The 18,331-nt window shown below is 55.4% G+C and carries 18 protein-coding genes and 3 tRNA genes; 11 read left to right on the top strand and 10 right to left on the bottom strand.

The window, feature by feature from the left end; genetic code table 11:
- Nucleotides 1-39: 39 nt before the first annotated feature.
- Nucleotides 40-1,368 (bottom strand): amino-acid N-acetyltransferase, encoded by a 1,329-nt coding sequence (gene argA / locus GVJ63_RS12455; RefSeq protein ID WP_010248624.1) that lies wholly within the window; start codon nucleotides 1,366-1,368, stop codon nucleotides 40-42.
- A gap of 232 nt (nucleotides 1,369-1,600) precedes the next feature.
- On the opposite strand from argA, the gene amiC reads away from it, so the two are divergent.
- Nucleotides 1,601-2,845: an N-acetylmuramoyl-L-alanine amidase AmiC gene (gene amiC, locus GVJ63_RS12450; RefSeq protein ID WP_010248623.1), complete on the top strand. Its 1,245-nt coding sequence runs from the start codon at nucleotides 1,601-1,603 to the stop codon at nucleotides 2,843-2,845.
- Nucleotides 2,846-2,955: 110 nt separating this feature from the next.
- Here the strand turns inward: amiC and GVJ63_RS12445 are convergent.
- The 3 genes from GVJ63_RS12445 to GVJ63_RS12435 all read right to left on the bottom strand — a co-directional run bounded on the left by GVJ63_RS12445 (nucleotide 2,956) and on the right by GVJ63_RS12435 (nucleotide 3,305).
- Nucleotides 2,956-3,032, bottom strand: a tRNA-Met gene (locus tag GVJ63_RS12445).
- A gap of 54 nt (nucleotides 3,033-3,086) precedes the next feature.
- Nucleotides 3,087-3,163 (bottom strand) — tRNA-Met (locus GVJ63_RS12440).
- Nucleotides 3,164-3,228: 65 nt separating this feature from the next.
- Nucleotides 3,229-3,305, bottom strand: a tRNA-Met gene (locus tag GVJ63_RS12435).
- Nucleotides 3,306-3,508: 203 nt separating this feature from the next.
- Here GVJ63_RS12435 and mltA point away from each other — a divergent pair.
- On the top strand, nucleotides 3,509-4,657 hold the full coding sequence (gene mltA, locus GVJ63_RS12430) for a murein transglycosylase A (protein WP_010248620.1): 1,149 nt from the start codon (nucleotides 3,509-3,511) through the stop codon (nucleotides 4,655-4,657).
- A 48-nt stretch (nucleotides 4,658-4,705) separates the two neighbouring features.
- Nucleotides 4,706-5,518, top strand: coding sequence for a tRNA cyclic N6-threonylcarbamoyladenosine(37) synthase TcdA (tcdA, locus tag GVJ63_RS12425; RefSeq protein WP_010248618.1), 813 nt, complete (start codon nucleotides 4,706-4,708; stop codon nucleotides 5,516-5,518).
- Here tcdA and csdE read toward each other — a convergent pair.
- Nucleotides 5,497-5,952, bottom strand: coding sequence for a cysteine desulfurase sulfur acceptor subunit CsdE (csdE, locus tag GVJ63_RS12420; protein WP_045139661.1), 456 nt, complete (start codon nucleotides 5,950-5,952; stop codon nucleotides 5,497-5,499). The two genes, tcdA and csdE, sit on opposite strands and share 22 nt — an antisense overlap.
- Before the next feature lie 2 nt (nucleotides 5,953-5,954).
- Nucleotides 5,955-7,163, bottom strand: a complete 1,209-nt coding sequence (gene csdA, locus GVJ63_RS12415) for a cysteine desulfurase CsdA (protein WP_159226952.1) — start codon at nucleotides 7,161-7,163, stop codon at nucleotides 5,955-5,957.
- A 209-nt stretch (nucleotides 7,164-7,372) separates the two neighbouring features.
- Between csdA and GVJ63_RS12410 the strand changes: the two genes are divergently transcribed.
- From GVJ63_RS12410 to rlmM, 4 genes are all read left to right on the top strand, one after another.
- Nucleotides 7,373-7,597, top strand: coding sequence for a YgdI/YgdR family lipoprotein (locus GVJ63_RS12410; protein ID WP_010248613.1), 225 nt, complete (start codon nucleotides 7,373-7,375; stop codon nucleotides 7,595-7,597).
- A gap of 334 nt (nucleotides 7,598-7,931) precedes the next feature.
- Nucleotides 7,932-8,849: a transcriptional regulator GcvA gene (locus tag GVJ63_RS12405; protein WP_003854641.1), complete on the top strand. Its 918-nt coding sequence runs from the start codon at nucleotides 7,932-7,934 to the stop codon at nucleotides 8,847-8,849.
- Nucleotides 8,850-8,899: 50 nt separating this feature from the next.
- Nucleotides 8,900-9,295 carry a DUF423 domain-containing protein gene (locus GVJ63_RS12400; protein WP_010248611.1) on the top strand — a complete coding sequence of 132 codons (396 nt, stop codon included), beginning with the start codon at nucleotides 8,900-8,902 and terminating at the stop codon, nucleotides 9,293-9,295.
- A complete protein-coding gene (rlmM, locus tag GVJ63_RS12395) occupies nucleotides 9,288-10,388 on the top strand; it encodes a 23S rRNA (cytidine(2498)-2'-O)-methyltransferase RlmM (RefSeq protein WP_010248609.1) in 1,101 nt (366 codons plus the stop codon). The genes GVJ63_RS12400 and rlmM overlap by 8 nt, the downstream gene beginning before the upstream one ends.
- 24 nt (nucleotides 10,389-10,412) lie before the next feature.
- Here the strand turns inward: rlmM and xni are convergent, their stop codons facing one another.
- The 3 genes from xni to queF all read right to left on the bottom strand — a co-directional run bounded on the left by xni (nucleotide 10,413) and on the right by queF (nucleotide 13,582).
- Entirely contained in the window at nucleotides 10,413-11,168 is a 756-nt protein-coding gene (gene xni, locus GVJ63_RS12390; RefSeq protein ID WP_159226951.1) for a flap endonuclease Xni, read from the bottom strand.
- Between the two features lie 34 nt (nucleotides 11,169-11,202).
- Nucleotides 11,203-12,567 (bottom strand): nucleotide 5'-monophosphate nucleosidase PpnN, encoded by a 1,365-nt coding sequence (ppnN, locus tag GVJ63_RS12385; RefSeq protein WP_010672144.1) that lies wholly within the window; start codon nucleotides 12,565-12,567, stop codon nucleotides 11,203-11,205.
- Between the two features lie 169 nt (nucleotides 12,568-12,736).
- A complete protein-coding gene (gene queF / locus GVJ63_RS12380; RefSeq protein WP_061901167.1) occupies nucleotides 12,737-13,582 on the bottom strand; it encodes an NADPH-dependent 7-cyano-7-deazaguanine reductase QueF in 846 nt (281 codons plus the stop codon).
- A gap of 62 nt (nucleotides 13,583-13,644) precedes the next feature.
- On the opposite strand from queF, the gene syd reads away from it, so the two are divergent.
- From syd to GVJ63_RS12360, 4 genes are all read left to right on the top strand, one after another.
- The gene (gene syd / locus GVJ63_RS12375; RefSeq protein ID WP_010672142.1) at nucleotides 13,645-14,193 is read left to right on the top strand and encodes a SecY-interacting protein; all 549 of its coding nucleotides are present in this window, start codon (nucleotides 13,645-13,647) and stop codon (nucleotides 14,191-14,193) included.
- A gap of 587 nt (nucleotides 14,194-14,780) precedes the next feature.
- The gene (locus GVJ63_RS12370) at nucleotides 14,781-15,110 is read left to right on the top strand and encodes a YqcC family protein (RefSeq protein ID WP_010248600.1); all 330 of its coding nucleotides are present in this window, start codon (nucleotides 14,781-14,783) and stop codon (nucleotides 15,108-15,110) included.
- Entirely contained in the window at nucleotides 15,110-15,889 is a 780-nt protein-coding gene (gene truC / locus GVJ63_RS12365) for a tRNA pseudouridine(65) synthase TruC (protein WP_033769942.1), read from the top strand. Before GVJ63_RS12370 ends, truC begins: the two co-directional genes overlap by 1 nt.
- Nucleotides 15,890-15,901: 12 nt before the next feature.
- The gene (locus GVJ63_RS12360; protein WP_010248594.1) at nucleotides 15,902-16,348 is read left to right on the top strand and encodes a flavodoxin; all 447 of its coding nucleotides are present in this window, start codon (nucleotides 15,902-15,904) and stop codon (nucleotides 16,346-16,348) included.
- A gap of 77 nt (nucleotides 16,349-16,425) precedes the next feature.
- Here the strand turns inward: GVJ63_RS12360 and garD are convergent, their stop codons facing one another.
- A complete protein-coding gene (gene garD, locus GVJ63_RS12355) occupies nucleotides 16,426-17,985 on the bottom strand; it encodes a galactarate dehydratase (protein WP_010672140.1) in 1,560 nt (519 codons plus the stop codon).
- Between the last annotated feature and the right edge of the window lie 346 nt (nucleotides 17,986-18,331).

Below are 18,331 nucleotides of genomic sequence, written 5' to 3'. Positions count from 1 at the left end.
ACAGACCACGCGGGGGGTGCCTGTCCCTTACGGATTGAATCAGGTGAGATCGGCCATCAACACTTTTGAACGGCGCTGATAGTTATACATCTCTTTCTTACTCTCGGGCAGGGACTCAATATCTACCGGCGTAAAGCCGCGTTCCTGGAACCAGTGGATGCTGCGGGTGGTTAACACAAACAGTTTTTCCAGCCCCATCTGGCGTGCCTGAAGTGCCACGCGTTGCAGCAACATCTCACCGCGTGAAGAGCTGCGATAGTCAGGATGAACCGCCACACAGGCCATTTCGCCAATCTTCTCATCCATAAACGGATAGAGTGCTGCACAGGCGATGGTCAGATTATCGCGCTGAATGATGGTGAACTTATCAATTTCCATTTCCAGCTGCTCGCGCGAGCGACGCACCAGAATACCCTGCTGCTCCAGCGGACGGATCAGTTCGAGGATGCCGCCGATATCATTGATATTGGCGCGACGGATCTGCTCTGCCGACTCCATAACGATCTGGGTACCGATACCGTCGCGTGAGAAGAGTTCCTGCAACAGCGCGCCATCTTCCTGATAACTGATTAAATGGCTGCGGCGTACACCACTGCGGCAGGCTTTCACCGCCCCACGCAGGAAGCGGACAGTCCCGGAAAGATAATCGCCTTCCTTTTCAATCTCATCGATACGGGCCTGCGCATCATTCGGGAAAAGCTCGGAGATGATTTCACCTTCGCTGTTCAGCACGCCCTGCTCAGAGCAGAAGCCGATCATTTTTTCCGCTTTGAGTTTAATCGCCAGCTGGGTAGCCACTTCTTCCGAAGTCAGGTTAAAGCTTTCGCCGGTAACAGAAACCGCAACCGGGCCCATCAGCACAATCGCATCGTTATCCAGCTGACGATGAATGGCCTCTTCATCAATACGACGGATACGGCCGCTGTGACAGTAATCCACGCCATCATCCACGCCCAGCGGCTGTGAAATAATGAAGTTGCCGCTGACCACGTTGATATGCGCGCCCTGCAGCGGCGTGTTGTTGAGACTCATTGAGAGGCGGGCCGTGATATCTAACTGCAGTCGGCCAGCGGCCTGCTTCACTAACTCCAGCGATTGCGCGTCGGTGACCCGGGTAAACTTATGGTAAACCGGCTCCAGCTGCTGCTGAGCCAGGCTGGCATCAATCTGCGGTCGTGCGCCATACACCACGACGAGGCGAATGCCCAGGCTGTGCAGCAGGCCGATATCATTAACGATGCCAGAGAAGTTCTCATGCTCAATCGCTTCGCCACCCAGCATGATGACAAAGGTTTTACCCCGGTGGGCATTGATATAGGGAACGGTATGGCGAAAACCCTGAACCAGTTCGGTACTACGTTCCTTCACGGCCAACCCTCAGTGAATGTTTATTCGTATTTTTTGTATTTTTATGCTTTTACGTCCGGTTTTGCAAGTCTTAATCCTGACGAAAATTTACGTTTTTCTGGGTGTCAAAGCCGCTAACAGCCTGCATTATTTAGGGTTTCCGGGGTGACATCATGCTGCGGATTGGATAAAGTTTTCGCCGCCATTTTAGTAACTGGCGCTTTTTTAGACATTACACAGCAGCTGGAGCGGCATGTCAGACGTTAATTCCCATTTTTCACGCAGACGATTTTTACAGGGGACGGGCGCCTTACTGCTGTTAAGCGTCAGCCGGACAGGGTTGGCGGCGAAGAACCACATTGTGGCGGTGCGTATCTGGCCCTCATCGACCTACTCGCGGATGACGCTGGAGTCCAATGTCGCGCTGAAGTACAAGCAGTTTGCGCTGAGCAATCCCGAACGCCTGGTGATTGATATTCAGGGGCTGCATCTCAATCCGGTTCTGAAAGGGGTAGATAAGCAGGTTCGGGTCGACGATCCCTTTATTAAAAATGCCCGTGTCGGTCAGTTCGACAGCAACACGGTGCGCGTGGTACTGGAATTAAAGCGCAACGTCGCGCCGAAGATCTTTAATCTCTCGCCGGTCGCCGGGATCAATCACCGGCTGGTGGTCGATCTCTATCCGAGCCAGAACCAGGTTGAGGACGATCCTCTGCTGGCCCTGCTGAAAGATTACAACCAGGGCGATCTGGAGAAAGATGAAGGGGTGCAGGCGCCCTTACCCGGCAAAGCGGGGCGCGATCGTCCGATCATTATCATGATCGATCCCGGTCACGGTGGGGAAGATCCGGGCGCGCACGGCAAATATAAGACCCGCGAGAAAGATATTGTGCTGAAGATTGGACGGCGACTCAAAGCGCTGATCGATAAAGAGTCCAATATGAAAGCCTATATGACGCGTAATGAAGATGTCTTTATTCCGCTGCGCGTCAGGGTTGCCAAAGCCCGTAAACAGCGTGCCGACCTTTTTGTGTCGATCCATGCGGATGCCTTTACCAGCCGCGCGGCACGTGGCTCTTCAGTGTTTGCCTTATCAACCAGCGGCGCCACTTCGGCGGCGGCTCGTTTCCTGGCTCAGACTCAGAATGAATCAGACCTGATTGGCGGCGTCAGCAAAAGCGGTGACCGCTATCTCGATCACACCATGTTCGATATGGTGCAGCGTCAGACGATTCATGACAGCCTTAAATTCGGCAAAGAGGTGCTGCATCGCATGGGGCGCATCAACCATCTGCACAAACGCACCGTGGATCAGGCCGGATTTGCGGTGCTGAAAGCGCCTGATATCCCGTCAATTCTGGTCGAGACGGCGTTTATCAGTAATGTGGAGGAGGAGCGCAAGTTGCGAACCACCCGTTACCAGCATCAGGTGGCAGAGGCGATTCTGAACGGCATCAAAGCGTATGTGGAGAGTGGGGCGGCACTGGCTCATCGGTAAAAGAGTGCGGGTAGCCGGGCTATCCGCGCGCTTTTCAGGGCAGAAAGAGGCTAAAGCGGCTTTTGGGAACGTCAGAAACAAAAAAACACCCTTTCAGGTGTTTAAATGATTGGTTGCGGGGGCCGGATTTGAACCGACGACCTTCGGGTTATGAGCCCGACGAGCTACCAGGCTGCTCCACCCCGCGTCCGTATCATACTTTTTTCACATTGTGACTTCTGTAAAACAACTGCAGAAGTATTGGTTGCGGGGGCCGGATTTGAACCGACGACCTTCGGGTTATGAGCCCGACGAGCTACCAGGCTGCTCCACCCCGCGTCCGTATTGCTTCTATTACTTTTACTTCTCACATTGTGACTTCTGTAAAACTGCTGCAGAAGTATTGGTTGCGGGGGCCGGATTTGAACCGACGACCTTCGGGTTATGAGCCCGACGAGCTACCAGGCTGCTCCACCCCGCGTCCGTGGAAGCGCACTATACTCTCCGCGCTAATTCATGCAACCCCTTTTTGCAGATAAAAGCCAAATTAACAGCCAGTTGCTGAAGGATTCAACCATCTGGTTAATTATTAAACTGATATGCGTGACGTCTGAGCGGATGCATTTCATTCTGTCGGGGGCTTTGCTATCGTCGCGGGGCGAACAGTTATAAAAAGAGAAGATAATGAAATCACATTGGGTGAAGTATGCACTCACTGGCGCGTTAATTACGCTGCTGGCGGCCTGTAGCTCCAAACCGACCGATCGCGGTCAGCAATATAAAGATGGCAAACTGGAACAACCGCTGGCGCTGGTGAATCAGCCCAATGCCAAAGGCGCACCGGTTAATGGCAGAGACTTTGGCGAGCAGGTCCGTCAGATTCAGTCCGCCTCATCCGCCCTGTATAGCCGTCAGAACGGCACCTATAGCGCGATTGAGAGCTGGCTGATGGCGGGTGCCGATACCCGACAGCTTCGTCAGTATGGGCTTAACGCCTGGCAGATGGAGGGTACGGATAACTACGGTAACGTGCAGTTCACCGGTTACTACACGCCGGTAGTGGAAGCGCGCTACACCCGTCAGGGTGAATTCCAGTATCCCATCTACCGCATGCCACCGCGCAAACGCGGAGAAAAATTACCGAGCCGCGCCTCTATCTATAGTGGCGGACTCGATGACCGCTACATCATCGCCTACAGCAATTCCCTGATTGATAACTTCATGATGGATGTGCAGGGCAGTGGTTATGTCGACTTTGGCGATGGCCGCCCGATGACCTTCTTTGGTTACGCCGGTAAAAATGGCTGGGGTTATCACAGCATTGGCAAAGAGCTGATCGATCGCGGTGAAGTGAAGCGCGAAGATATGTCGATGCAGGCGATTCGTCAGTGGGCGCAGGAGCACTCACCGCAGGAGGTCCGTGCGCTGCTGGAAACCAACCCATCATTTGTCTTCTTTAAGGCTGAGCCGTTTACGCCGGTGCGCGGTGCCAGCGCAGTTCCGCTGGTGGCGAAAGCCTCCGTTGCGTCTGACCGCTCAATTATTCCGGCGGGCACCGTACTGCTGGCTGAAGTGCCGCAGTTAAATGAGAAGGGCAAATTCAACGGCAAATATGAGATGCGCCTGATGGTGGCACTCGACGTGGGTGGCGCGATTAAAGGCCAGCACTTTGATATCTATCAGGGTATCGGCCCCGACGCTGCGCATCTGGCGGGCTTCTATAATCACTACGGACGCGTCTGGGTAATTAAAGCCGCGCCGGGTGCCGGACAGCCGCTGTTCTCCAGCCCGCAAAACGGTAATAATGGTTCACTGCTTCTCGGCGCTAACTAATTTCTTCTCTGCGGGCCTTCGGGCCCGCACGACGTAACAGGTTCAACTATGAAAGTGTTAAATGACGCCTGGCATCAGCGCTTTGGCGGCACGGCGCGTCTCTATGGCCAGGATGCGCTGCAACGTTTTGCTGACGCACACTTCTGCGTCATCGGTATTGGCGGTGTCGGATCCTGGGCGGCGGAAGCGCTGGTGCGCACCGGGATTGGTAAAATCACCCTGATTGATATGGATGATGTCTGTATTACCAACACCAACCGACAGCTTCATGCGCTGCAGGGCAACGTCGGCAAAGCTAAAACAGAAGTGATGGCAGAACGGCTGCGTGCGATTAATCCTGACTGCGAAGTGATTTGTATTGATGACTTTATTACGCCAGAGAACACCGCCGAACTGATGGCAGCCGGTTTCGACTATGTGATCGACGCTATCGACAGCGTGCGACCGAAAGCGGCGCTGATCGCCTGGTGCCGCCGGAATAAGATCCCGCTGATCACCACCGGTGGCGCGGGTGGGCAGATCGATCCGACTCAGATCCAGGTCGCCGATCTGGCGAAAACCATCCAGGATCCGCTGGCGGCGAAGCTGCGCGAACGACTGAAAAGCCTGGGCGTGGTGAAAAACAGCAAGGGCAAACTTGGCATCGACTGCGTCTTTTCTACCGAAGCGCTGGTCTATCCGCAGGCTGATGGCAGCGTCTGTGCTTCACGCAGCACAGCGGAGGGGCCGAAGAGAATGGATTGCACATCCGGCTTTGGCGCGGCCACCATGGTAACCGCCACCTTCGGCTTTGTTGCCGTCTCGCATGCGCTGAAGAAGTTTCTGGCGCGTGCTGCCCGTCAGGACGCCGTCAGCGCCTGACGCGCGGCGTGCTCCACAGCGGCGGCCAGCGCCTGCAGGCCGCTGCTGCGGGAGGCACTGAGCTGGGCGCGCAGGCCCAGTTCATCAAACAGTTTTAAGGGATCCATCGCCAGCAGCTGTTGCGGCGTCTGGCCCTCAGCGGCGGTCAGCAGCACGGCCAGCAGGCCGCGCACAATACGTCCTTCACTGTCACCATAGAAATGCAGCGTGCCATCTTCGCGTAACTGGCTGCCCAGCCAGACCCGATTTTCACAACCGCTCAGTTCAATTTCTGCTGTTTTCAGTTCCCCGGGTAAGGCAGGCAACTGGCGGCTCAGCTGGATCAGCTGACGATAACGATCTTCCCACTGATGAAAGCGGCCAAAGCTCTCTTTCAGGCTGGCAACGGTAATCTCTTCGCCAAACGGGTGTGGCGCTAACGGCGATGAATGCATAATCAAAACTCCGATAACAGCGAGATGGCGCTCTTCATGGCGCGCACCAGCGCATCAACATCCTGCAGATTATTATAGGGTGCAAAAGAGGCCCGCAGCGTGCCGCTGACGCCCAGCGCCGCCAGCAACGGCTGCGCGCAGTGCTGGCCAGCGCGCAGGGCGATTCCCTGCTCAGCCAGCAGCGTCACCAGATCGCTGTGATGCAGGCCAGCGAATTCAAATGCCAGCAGGCTGGCATTTGAACAGCGGAAGCTGCGGAAACCGGGTAATTCCGCCAGCTGCTCTTCCGCCAGCGTCGCAAGCTGCTGACTCCAGCGCTCCGCTTCGGGCAGATCGTACTGCACCAGCCAGCTCAGTGCTGCACTCAGGCCCACCACGCCCGCCACATTCGGGGTGCCAGCCTCAAAACGCCACGGCACCGGCTGCGGCGTAAATCCGTTGAAATCGACATCCGTTATCATTTTACCGCCGCCCTGCCAGGGCTCCATCGCCTCCAGCAGTTCCGCTTTGCCATATAACGCGCCAATGCCCATCGGACCGTAAATCTTATGTCCGGAAAAGGCGTAAAAGTCGATATCCAGTGCCTGTACGTCAGGCGGACAATGCACCACACCCTGTGCGCCATCGACCATCACTTTCGCGCCCACGGCGTGAGCCAGCGGGATCGCCTGAGCGAGTGCGGGACACCCGCCGGTGACGTTCGACATCTGTCCGACCGCCAGCAGGCGGGTACGGCTGTTGAGCAGGGCGGGCAGCTGGCTGATATCCGGCAGGCGATCCGCGCCTAACGGCCATTTTACGACGCGGGCACCGCACGCCTGCGCGGTCATCAGCCAGGGCACCAGGTTGGCGTGGTGTTCTGCCTCGCTGACCACAATCTCATCACCAGGCTGTAAGCGCGGGCGCAGCCAGCTGTTTGCCACCAGGTTTATCGCTTCGGTGGTGCCGCGCGTCCAGACAATCTCACGATCGTCAGCGGCATTAAGCCAGCGGGCAACCTGGTTGCGCGCCTGCTCATAGCGATGGGTTAAGGCCTGGGCGGCGGCAAACTGGCTGCGATGGACTGTACCCGCGCTGAGGCTGTAAAACTGCTGCGTGCTGTCAATGACGGCCTGCGGCTTCAGCGTGGTCGCTGCGCTGTCGAGATAAACGCCTGCATCGGCGAGTGCGGGAAACTGCTGGCGAAATGCGGTGGGATTAAATGCGGTCATGCCTGGTCCATGATAAGAAAAATTAGGACCACACTGAAAGAATGGTCTGCGTCTGGCAAAGCTGGAAAAGCGCGTTATGCTGAATATTGCAAGGTTTGAACCAAACCCGCATAACGATCGGACGTTTACTAGTCGATCTCACTTATCGGCTGCCTCTGGTTAGCGTAACGCGGGTGGTTTGATGCAATCAATCTACAAGGAGATAGCAGATGAAAAAATTAACCGCAGTACTGGCCGTGTGTACCCTGGCTTTTACCCTGAGTGCCTGTTCTAGCAATTACGTGATGCATACCAATGATGGTCGCACCATTGTGGCTGCCGGCAAGCCTAAAGTCGATAACGATACCGGCATGATCAGCTATAAAGATGCGAATGGCAACGAGCAGCAAATCAACCGCTCTGATGTCAAAGAGATGGTAGAGTCTGGCAACTAAGCAGCAAAAAAAAAGCACCGCAATTTGCGGTGCTATTTAAAAATCACTATGGACAGACAGGGTAAATCTACAGGAATTAAGAGTTCGATCCGCAATCGTCGGATCAAAAATTGCAAACACAACATCACGACCACAAGCCAAAAGCTTTCAGAAAATCTGCGAACTCACTCACAAATCTAAAAACTTTTCGTTCCGGCTCAGGAAGTGCGGCAACTATAGGTATTTGCTGGAGGTTCCTCAACGGACAAATTATAATGCCTCGGATTAAAAATTCTAATACGTAAACGCTTTGTATAAGCCAGCGTATTTTTTGCCGATCCGGATACGGAAAACCATGTCGAAACGCCTTCCTCCTCTCAACGCACTGCGTGTTTTTGATGCAGCTGCACGCCATTTAAGCTTTACCAAAGCCGCAGAAGAGCTGTTTGTCACCCAGGCTGCTGTAAGCCATCAGATTAAATCTCTGGAAGATTTTCTGGGGTTAAAGCTATTTCGCCGGAGGAATCGTTCGCTATTACTGACCGAAGAAGGACAAAGCTACTATCTCGATATCAAAGAGATTTTCTCGGCAATCAACGAAGCGACCCGCAAACTGCAGGCACGCAGTGCCAAGGGTGCGCTGACCGTTAGTTTACTGCCGAGCTTTGCCATTCAGTGGCTGGTTCCCCGCCTCTCCAGCTTTAATATGGCTTATCCGGGAATCGACGTGCGTATCCAGGCGGTTGACCGCGACGAAGAGAAACTGGCCGACGATGTCGACGTGGCGATTTTTTACGGCCGGGGTAACTGGCCCGGCCTGCGGGTTGAAAAACTTTATGCCGAATATCTGCTGCCGGTCTGTTCACCGTCGCTGATGACCGGGGATAATCCGCTGAAAACACCGATGGATCTGTCGCGTTTTACTCTGCTGCATGATGCCTCCCGCCGGGACTGGCAATCTTATATCCGGCAACTGGGCCTGCAGCATATCAATGTGCAGCAGGGGCCAATCTTCAGCCACAGCGCCATGGTATTGCAGGCGGCGATTCATGGTCAGGGCGTGGCGCTGGCGAATAACGTCATGGCGCAGAGCGAAATAGAAGCCGGGCGATTAATCTGCCCGTTTAATGATGTATTAGTCAGTAAAAACGCTTTTTATCTGGTTTGTCATGACAGTCAGGCAGAACTGGGTAAAATAGCCGCCTTCCGGCAGTGGATCCTGGAAAAAGCTGCAACCGAACAAGAAAAATTCCGCTTTCGCTATCAACAATAACATATTGATTTATTTGCATTCAGATGCAAAAGGACTCTGAGGATCGGTTAATGTCCAGTCGTGCCATGTTTGTTTTTTCGGCTATCAGCGGATTTCTGCTGGTGGCTTTTGGCGCATTTGGTGCCCACGTTTTAAGTCAGTCGCTTGGTGCGGCTGAAATGGCCTGGATTCATACCGGGCTGGAATATCAGGCTTATCACACCTTAGCGGTGATGGGGCTGGGTGCTGCGATGTTACGCCGCGCCAATATCTGGTTTTACTGGAGCAGTGCGCTGATGGCGCTCGGCACCGTGCTGTTTAGTGGCAGCCTCTATTGTCTGGCGCTGTCACATCTGAAGTTTTGGGTTTTTATCACACCCGTGGGCGGGGTCTGTTTCCTCGCCGGTTGGGTATTGATGTTGATTGGCGCGCTGCGTCTTAAACGAAAGGCAGAACGCCATGAATAAAGTTTTACTCTATTGTCGCCCCGGTTTTGAAAAAGAGTGTGCGGCGGAAATCAGCGCCAAAGCGGCTGAACGTGAAATCTACGGCTTTCCACGGGTTAAAGATGACTCTGGCTACGTGCTGTTTGAGTGCTATCAGTTTGAAGATGCCGAGCGGCTGGCACGTGAGTTGCCATTTGACGAGCTGATTTTTGCCCGTCAGATGCTGGTCGTCGGCGAAATGCTGCGTGACCTGCCGCAGGAAGATCGCATTACCCCGATTGTCGGCATGCTGACCGGCGTAGTGGAAAAGGGCGGCGAACTGCGTGTTGAAGTGCCAGACACCAACGAAGCCAAGGAGCTGACTAAGTTCTGCCGCAAGTTCACCGTGCCGCTGCGCTCGGCACTGCGGGAAAGCAAAATCCTGTTGAATTATGAGAGCCCGAAACGCCCGGTCGTGCATGTGTTTTTCATCGCGCCGGGCACCTGCTACGTCGGCTACTCCATCCGGGAAAACAGCTCGCCGTTTTACATGGGTATTCCACGCCTTAAGTTCCCCTCCGATGCGCCAAGCCGTTCCACCCTTAAGCTGGAGGAGGCGTTTCACGTCTTTATCCCTGCGGATGAGTGGGATGAGCGTTTAGCCAGCGGCATGTACGCCGTGGATCTCGGTGCCTGTCCGGGCGGCTGGACTTATCAGCTGGTGCAGCGCAGCATGATGGTATATGCGGTGGACAACGGACCGATGGCACCGAGCCTGATGGATACGGGCCAGGTGATGCACGAGAAAGCGGATGGCTTTAAATTCCGTCCGCCACGCACCAACATCAGCTGGCTGGTGTGTGACATGGTGGAGAAGCCGGTGCGCGTGGCTAACCTGATGACCGACTGGCTGGTTAACGGCTGGTGCCGTGAAGCGATCTTCAACCTTAAGTTGCCCATGAAAAAGCGCTATGAAGAGGTGACGCAGAATCTGGCCATGATGCAGGAACGATTCGATGATAATGGTATTAACGTGCAGATTCGCGCTCGTCAGCTTTACCATGACCGCGAAGAGGTGACGGTACATGTGCGCCGAATCTGGGCGGCTGCCGGTGGTCGTCGCGACGAACGTTAATCGCAGGGCTGAGTGCAAGGGCACTCAGCCGGTATAACGCAGCGTATTCAGATTGCCCTGCAGCACCAGATCCCGCTTCAGGGTTGCGACCTGACGGCTGGTCTCTGCCATCTGCCGACCCTCAGCGAGCTTCTCCCGCCATCTGGCTGGCACCTGATCCAGTTGCTGATAGATTCCCTCAAGCGTGTGAAACTCTGTCAGCAGCTGTTTCGCGCTTTTCGGACCGATGCCGGTGATGCCCGGAATTTTACTGCTGCTGATGCCGCACAACCCCCAGTAGTCGGGTAACCGCTGTGGCGCCACACCAAATTCAGCCTCAATAAAAGGCAGATCAAGCCAGCGTTTCTGGAAGTAGTCGCGGATGCGGATCTCGGGTGCCAGCAGCTGACAGTAGCCTTTGTCGGTTGAAACAATGGTGGCCTGATGTCCGGCCTGAGCCATTTTCACCGCCAGCGTCGCCGCTAAATCGTCCGCTTCATCCTCGCCCGCTATCCAGCAGCTTACGCCTGCGGCGCGAAAGGCCTCCTGTAACGCCGGCATCTCTGCCTGTAAATCGTCTGGCATCGGCGGGCGACCGCTTTTGTAATCGGGTAGCAGCTGATGACGCCAGCCCTGATGACGCGCTTCGCCATCAAATACCGCCACCGCATGAGTCGGATGGGCGTGACCCAGTATCTGGCGCAGCGCGGCCAGGCAGCCTTCGACACAGGGTGAGCCCTGTACCGCATGCAGACGGCGAATCAGATTCAACGCGTCAACAATAACAAGATGAAGAGCCATGAGAGTATGGGCAGCCCGGGGGCTGCCTCCTGGTTTATTTGATAATTTCGTAGCAGGGAATGTAGGCGGTGCCTGGCAGTTTCATGCGTTGCTGTGCAACGAATCCCTGAAGCAGCTCATCCATGCGGTGCATGATGTCGGGGTCGCCATGGAGTTTGTAGCGTCCCTTCTCACGGATTTCGCGGATGCCCATCTCTTTGACGTTACCGGCTACGATACCTGAGAAGGCGCGGCGCAGGTCAGCAGCCAGCTTTTCGGGTGGCTGATTGGTGTAGAGATTGAGATTCGCCATATTTTCATGGGTTGGCAGGAACGGCACCTGCAGATCGGGTTCAATGCGAATCGACCAGTTAAAGCTGTAAGCATCGCCGGTTTCGCGACGATTCTCTTTTACCTGCGGCATCGCTTTCTTCATCAGACGCGCCACTTCGGCTGCATCGTTGATGATGATCTGATAATGCTTACGCGCCTGTTCGCCCAGGGTGTTAACGATGAAATCATCCAGCACGCGGAAGTAGTCGGCGCTCTCTTCCGGCCCGGTCAGGATCAGCGGTAATACCTGATCGCTGTTCTGCGGATTCATCAGGATGCCCAGCAGATAGAGCAACTCTTCTGCGGTCCCTACGCCGCCCGGGAAAATGATGATGCCATGGGCAATGCGCACAAAAGCTTCCAGACGTTTTTCGATGTCCGGCATGATGATCAACTCATTCACCAGCGGATTCGGCGGTTCTGCCGCAATGATGGAGGGTTCGGTCAGGCCGATAAAGCGGCTGTCACGATAGCGCTGCTGAGCATGGCCTACGGCGGCCCCTTTCATTGGCGCTTCCATCACGCCCGGCCCGCAGCCGGTACAGATGTTCAGTTCACGCAGTCCAAGCTGAGTTCCGACATTGCGGCAATACTGGTACTCAACGGCGTTGATCGAGTGACCGCCCCAGCAGACCACGGTGTTGGGATACTCGCCGATATGCAGCGCCCGCGCGTTACGCAGAATGGAAAACACGGTGTTGGTGATAGTGGCGGAGTCATTTTCTTCAGCCGCAGTGAACCGACCCGGCATGTTGAGCTGACCGCTGACAAACAGGATGTCACGCAGCACCGCAAACAGGTTAGCCTGCAGTGAACGGATGATGCGGCCATCCACAAACGCCTCTTCCGGTGGATTGATCAGCTCCAGTTTGACGCCGCGCTCACGGCGCAACACATTGATGTCGAAATTTTCAAAGCGGGAGAGCAGCTCCTGGCTGCTGTCAGTCTGGCTGCCGGAGTTAAGCACGGCAAGAGAGCAGTTGCGAAACAGCTGGTAGAGGTCGCTGCTGGCTGTGCGCTTGAGCATATCGACTTCCAGCTGTGAAAGCAGATCCATTGAGCCAAGAGGGCTGATATGGGTAATCAAATGAACTCCTTTACACCCGCCTGGGTGCGTGTTGGCACTGCAACGGCAGTGACGAAAATCCCTGGTCGGCCACCCGCAGGTAGCCGCCATCACCAGAGTAGCCTTGTCGGCCCGCACAGCTCAAGCGGAACTGCGCTTAGTGCATGCAGCCTGCGAGAAGTCTCGCAAACTACTGACGGACCAGCCGCGAAAAACCGGGCGAGAAGGGCACATTAGTGCGCCATGGATTGATATCCAGCCCGCCACGACGGGTGTAGCGTGCATACACCGTCAGCGCTTCCGGATGGCAGAAACGCATCAAATCATTAAAAATACGTTCGACACACTGCTCGTGAAATTCGTTGTGCTGGCGGAATGAGACCAGATAGCGCAGCAGCGCTTCACGGTCGATACGCGGGCCTTTATAACGAATCATCACGGAGCCCCAGTCGGGCTGATTGGTAATCAGACAGTTTGACTTGAGCAGGTGGCTGACCAGCGTCTCTTCAACGATTTCGCTGCCCGCAGCATCGGCCAGATAGTCAGCATTGAAGCGGTAATCCTCTATGGCGATATCCTGCTCATCAATACAAACCCCCTCAAAATGGCCGATGGGCTGACCTTCCACTTCATTGAGACGGAACAGCGCGACCCGCGCTTCACCTTCAGCACAGGCACTCAGGTCCCGCTCCAGCGTCTGACGAACCTCGCCCCAGTCGGCAAAGCGGGTCTGGTTGAAACTGTTAAGGTAGAGCTTGAAGCTTTTTGACTCGATAAGGTTGCGGCTCTGCGCATCGAGCACCACTTCGCCAACGGCAACCTGTGGCAGACCTTTGCTGTTGAGCCACGAGAGTTCATACAGGGTCCAGATATCACTGCCGGTAAAGGGCAGGCTGTCGGGAAACAGGCCAAGGGGTTCACGATTCAGGCTGCGCGGTACCGCCTGCAGTAAGCTGTTGTCATAATGATCGTGATAGGCTGTGGGTTTGCCCAGCGTCAGGTTGCTGAGTGCCTGATCCTGTTCGTGAGTAGTCATTGCGGTTACCACCAAAATTAATCAAAGTGGCTAAGTGTAACCCATCAGAAGTGAGAATATGAATGATGCAGCAAACTGCCGCCGCGTTGCGCGACTTTACCACCCGATACTGCCAGCACTGGCTTCAGCAGGCCGGGCATGCGCCGGCCAGCAGCGATCTCTTTGGTGTACCTTCGCCCTGTGCCCTGGAGGATCGCGATCAGCGGGTCGTCTGGCAGCCGCAGCCTTTTACTCTGCCACAGACGCTGGATGCGGTTGAGCGGGCGATCGACATCCAGCTCCAGCCGCAGATTACAGCTTTCTATACCACGCAGTTTGCCGGCGATATGCAGGCCAGTTTTGGTGAGAATCAGCTGACACTCTTACAGGTCTGGAGTGAGGATGATTTCCTGCGGTTACAGGAGAATCTGATCGGGCATCTGGTGATGCAGCGACGCCTTAAACAGTCGCCTACGCTGTTTATCGCCACCACCGAGTCAGAACAGGAGATCATCTCGCTTTCTAATCTCAGCGGCGAAGTTATTCTGGAGCAGCCCGGCGGTAAACAGCGTGTGAAATTAGCGGAAACGCTTGAGATATTTCTTAAGTCATTACAACCGGTTATCATCTGAGTTGCAGTGATTTGCCTCTGACCTTGTGAGACATCTCTTACATGTGATGTGAGAGATCGCTATATAACAGGTGAGACTTCCGGAAGGCTGAGATGTAAAAATATTGTGAATCATCAACTTAATGGCGTTTATCTGAATTTACGCCGCACATTTCGTAAAGTTCTGCTGTGAGTACCTTGTGCGCGTAACGAGTTCTGTCAAAATGTTTCGCACTGCAGGAGGCTCAGGAAAAAGATATCGTCAGGATGATGATAAGCCATGAGGCAGGAACGTAACGGAGCTTACGGCACAAGGAAGGTTTCAGGATGAAACAGGATCGCTCAGGATTGAGCAAGGGACACCTCCAGGATGGAGAATGAGAACCCCCTCAGAAGAGGTGGTGGGCCAGGATGCTAAGGATACATCAGGACGATGCGCGACAGGAGTTCGCACTGGACAAGTTGTCATGGAAGAGCAGGGAGCATTAACGTGGCGGGATGGCTGCAAACGAACCGGGAGCACTGTTTATACAGTGCTCCCTTTTTTTGTGCCTGTGCCAACAAGTGATATGCTTGCCGCCCATTTTTGACTGCTCGCGGAGGTGGCGCATGGCGCATGAACAATTGATTACGCAACGGCTGGAACAACTGGAAGCAGTGATGCGTGAGCATCATCTCTGGCAGAGTACCCCGCCGGCCGAGGGCGCGCTCGAGAGCCGCGAACCCTTTTGCCTGGATACGCTGGAGCCGCTGCAGTGGCTCCAGTGGGTGTTAGTCCCGCGGATGCATGCCCTGATTGCGGCCCGACATCCGTTACCACAAAATTTTGCCGTGGCCCCCTATTATGAGGTGGCTCTGGTGCCTGACCAGCCGGGTATTGCGCCGCTGTTGCTGACCCTGCGTCAACTTGATGCGTTAATCACGGATGCTGCCCACTGATGCTGGAGATACTCTATCAGGATGAGTGGCTGGTTGCCGTCAACAAGCCCAGCGGCTGGCTGGTTCATCGCAGCTGGCTGGATCGCCATGAAACGGTGTTTGTGATGCAGACCGTTCGTGATCAGATTGGGCAGCATGTGTTTACGGCGCATCGTCTCGACAAGCCCACGTCAGGGGTACTGCTGATGGGGCTCTCCAGTGAAGTCGGACGTCTGCTTTCCCAGCAGTTTGAACAGCACCAGATGCAGAAAACCTACCACGCTGTGGTTCGCGGCTGGCTGGAGAGCAGCGGGACGCTCGATTATCCGCTGGTGGAAGAGCTTGATAAGATTGCCGATAAACACGCCACGGAAGCGCGCACCGCACAGCCCGCGGTCACCGATTATCAGTCACTGGCAACGGTCGAGATGCCGGTCGGCATTGGCCGTTATCCCACTTCGCGTTATAGCCTGGTTGAACTGGCTCCTAAAACCGGTCGCAAGCATCAGCTGCGTCGTCATATGTCACACCTGCGTCATCCGATTATTGGCGATTCGGCGCACGGCGATCTGCGTCAGAACCGGGGTGCTGCCGAACATTTTGGCGCTAACCGCCTGATGCTGCACGCCAGCAGCCTGGCATTAACTCATCCGGTAACCGGTGAACCGTTGCTGCTTCGCGCCGGACTGGATGGCGTCTGGCAGAATCTGATGAACCAGTTTGGCTGGCAGGATCGCATTCCTGAGGTGCCGCGGGTTGAGTTTGACGCAGCGCCAGGACAGGATAACGTTTCAGAATAAGGGAGAAAGCAGATGGCAAAGATTGGCATTTTTGTAGGTACGGTATATGGCAATGCGCTACTGGTCGCGGAAGAAGCAGAGCCCATTCTGCAGCAGCAGGGGCACAGCGTAACGGTGTTTGACGATCCGACGCTGGCTGACTGGCAAAACTATGCCAGCGACGTGGCGTTAATTGTCACTTCTACTACCGGGCATGGCGATTTTCCCGACACGATTTCAGGTCTGTTCCATGCGATTAAAGATCAGCTCGGTCATCAGCCCGCGCTGCGCTATGGCGTGATTGCGCTGGGTGACAGCAGCTATGACCATTTCTGTGGCGCGGGTAAAACCTTTGACGCGCTGCTGCAGGAGCAGGGCGCTCAGCGGGTTGGTGAGGTGTTACTGGTTGATGCCACTGAAAATCCGGAACCGGAGGCGGTAACCTCGCCGTGGGTTGAAGCCTGGGGCGCGCAGCTCTGATTGCAAGGCCAGGCTTATCTCTGCCTTACAGAGATAAGCCTGTAGTGTGCGCACGGCGATATCCGTTGAGTGCACTGTCAGGTGACAGGCGCCGGGTTAAACACCGCCAGCTGATTACGAATGCCCCAGCGATCGGACCAGGTCTGCTTCCTGCCACTGGCGATATCCAGAATCAATTCAAACAGTCGCCAGCCCACCTGCTCAATACTCTCTTCACCGGTAGCAATCGTCCCGGCATTGATGTCCATCAGATCGTGCCAGCGCTCTGCCAGCGCATTACGCGTCGCCATCTTGATCACCGGAATCGCGGCCAGACCGTAAGGCGTACCGCGACCAGTAGTAAACACCTGCAGGGTGATACCGGATGCCAGCTGCTGTGTACCGCAGACAAAATCGCTGGCGGGCGTGGCCGCGTAGATCAATCCGCGTCGCGTGGGCCGCTGGCCGGGCGAGAGCACTTCAACAATGGCGCTGCGTCCCGATTTTGCGATCGAGCCAAGCGCTTTTTCCACCACGTTCGCCAGCCCGCCTTTCTTATTGCCCGGCGACGGGTTAGCGCTGCGATCGGTCTGGCCCTGGTCGAGGTAATTATCATACCAGGCCATCTCCTCCAGTAAGCGCTTACCGACTTCCTGATTAATCACCCGCGGCGTCAGCAGGTGAATCGCATCACGCACTTCCGTGACTTCCGAGAACATCACGGTGGCACCGCAACGCACCAGCAGATCAGAGGCGAAGCCCACTGCCGGATTTGCCGTCACGCCCGAAAACGCATCGCTGCCACCACACTGCATGCCGACAATCAGTTCTGCTGCGGAGCAGGTTTCGCGCTGGCGCTGATTCAGCCGCTGGAGATGACGCTCCGCCACCTGCAGAATCTCATTGACCATCGCGCCAAAGCCCACCAGCTTTTCATCCTGCAGACGCACGATGTCATGATCGTCCAGCGAAATCGCCTGCACGTCGGGGGTGCCAGTCAACAGACGCTCTGGCTGTAACTTTTCACAGCCGAGGCTGACGATCATCACTTCGCCGCCGAAATTCGCATTCAGCGCCAGGTTATGAATGGTGCGAATCGGCACGACCGCCGCCGGTGCGTTGATCGCCACACCACAGCCATAAAGGTGGTTCAGGGCAACCACACCATCCACGTTCGGATAGCGCGGCAGTAAATCCCGTTCAATGATCTGTACGACATGATCCACCACACCGGCCACGCAGTGGACGCTGGTGGTGATGCCGAGCAGGTTACGCGTGCCTACGCTGCCATCCGCATTGCGGTAACCTTCAAAGGTATAGCCCTCCAGCGGCGGCAAATCAGGCGGAACCTGAGTGGCTAACGGCAGACTCTCCAGCGGAGGGGCTTCCGGCAGCGCAACCAGTGACTCGTCAATCCAGCTGCCCTGGGCAATATCCCGCAATGCATAGCCAATGACTTCGCCATAACGCACGATCTCTGCACCCTGATTAATCGCGCTCAGCGCCACTTTGTGGCCCTGCGGCACATGCTCTGTGAGGGTCAGGCCATCCGCAAACTGCGTACCGGCTGGCAGACCGAGGCTGTTAACCACAATCGCCACATTGTCGTGCTCATGGACTTTGATATAGAGCGGTTGTTCATCTGTTTTTGGGTTCATCGCTCACCTTCCCGTCTGTCGTACCGTACTTGTGCGGCACGCTGTAATGATCTGACCTGTCACGCCCTTGTTTGCCAGCTTCAGTATAGGGAGGCGGGGCGGGTCGCGCATTGTGCAAATGACCACCATTAAGGCAATTCGTCTCGCTGTTTTGGGTCGATTATCCAAAAGCAAGTGAAGACCCTCACAAACAGCGTGGGAAAGCGTTATCCGGGGCGGATTTTGCACGGGTATTTGCCACTTTCGTGAGCTATACCGCAGGCTTTTGTGCATCCGCAAGACAATCACTTCAATAAGGCGATTATTCCAGGGCGATGCGCCAATGTGATCGCCACAGGCTGTTCTT

Source organism: Pantoea sp. 18059, assembly GCF_902706165.1.
In the GTDB taxonomy this organism is placed as follows: domain Bacteria; phylum Pseudomonadota; class Gammaproteobacteria; order Enterobacterales; family Enterobacteriaceae; genus Pantoea; species Pantoea agglomerans.
The sequence above is the reverse complement of the archived record's forward strand: the minus strand, read 5'-3'. Positions and strand labels throughout refer to the sequence as shown.

Coding starts and splice junctions, on each gene's coding strand:
- GVJ63_RS12360 (WP_010248594.1), top strand. CDS start 15,902: ATGGCAAAGATTGGCATTTTTGTAGGTACGGTATATGGCAATGCGCTA.
- queF (WP_061901167.1), bottom strand. CDS start 13,582: ATGACTACTCACGAACAGGATCAGGCACTCAGCAACCTGACGCTGGGC.
- GVJ63_RS12405 (WP_003854641.1), top strand. CDS start 7,932: ATGTCGAAACGCCTTCCTCCTCTCAACGCACTGCGTGTTTTTGATGCA.
- csdA (WP_159226952.1), bottom strand. CDS start 7,163: ATGACCGCATTTAATCCCACCGCATTTCGCCAGCAGTTTCCCGCACTC.
- mltA (WP_010248620.1), top strand. CDS start 3,509: ATGAAATCACATTGGGTGAAGTATGCACTCACTGGCGCGTTAATTACG.
- garD (WP_010672140.1), bottom strand. CDS start 17,985: ATGAACCCAAAAACAGATGAACAACCGCTCTATATCAAAGTCCATGAG.
- rlmM (WP_010248609.1), top strand. CDS start 9,288: ATGAATAAAGTTTTACTCTATTGTCGCCCCGGTTTTGAAAAAGAGTGT.
- GVJ63_RS12400 (WP_010248611.1), top strand. CDS start 8,900: ATGTCCAGTCGTGCCATGTTTGTTTTTTCGGCTATCAGCGGATTTCTG.
- csdE (WP_045139661.1), bottom strand. CDS start 5,952: ATGCATTCATCGCCGTTAGCGCCACACCCGTTTGGCGAAGAGATTACC.
- truC (WP_033769942.1), top strand. CDS start 15,110: ATGCTGGAGATACTCTATCAGGATGAGTGGCTGGTTGCCGTCAACAAG.
- tcdA (WP_010248618.1), top strand. CDS start 4,706: ATGAAAGTGTTAAATGACGCCTGGCATCAGCGCTTTGGCGGCACGGCG.
- amiC (WP_010248623.1), top strand. CDS start 1,601: ATGTCAGACGTTAATTCCCATTTTTCACGCAGACGATTTTTACAGGGG.
- syd (WP_010672142.1), top strand. CDS start 13,645: ATGATGCAGCAAACTGCCGCCGCGTTGCGCGACTTTACCACCCGATAC.
- GVJ63_RS12370 (WP_010248600.1), top strand. CDS start 14,781: ATGGCGCATGAACAATTGATTACGCAACGGCTGGAACAACTGGAAGCA.
- xni (WP_159226951.1), bottom strand. CDS start 11,168: ATGGCTCTTCATCTTGTTATTGTTGACGCGTTGAATCTGATTCGCCGT.
- GVJ63_RS12410 (WP_010248613.1), top strand. CDS start 7,373: ATGAAAAAATTAACCGCAGTACTGGCCGTGTGTACCCTGGCTTTTACC.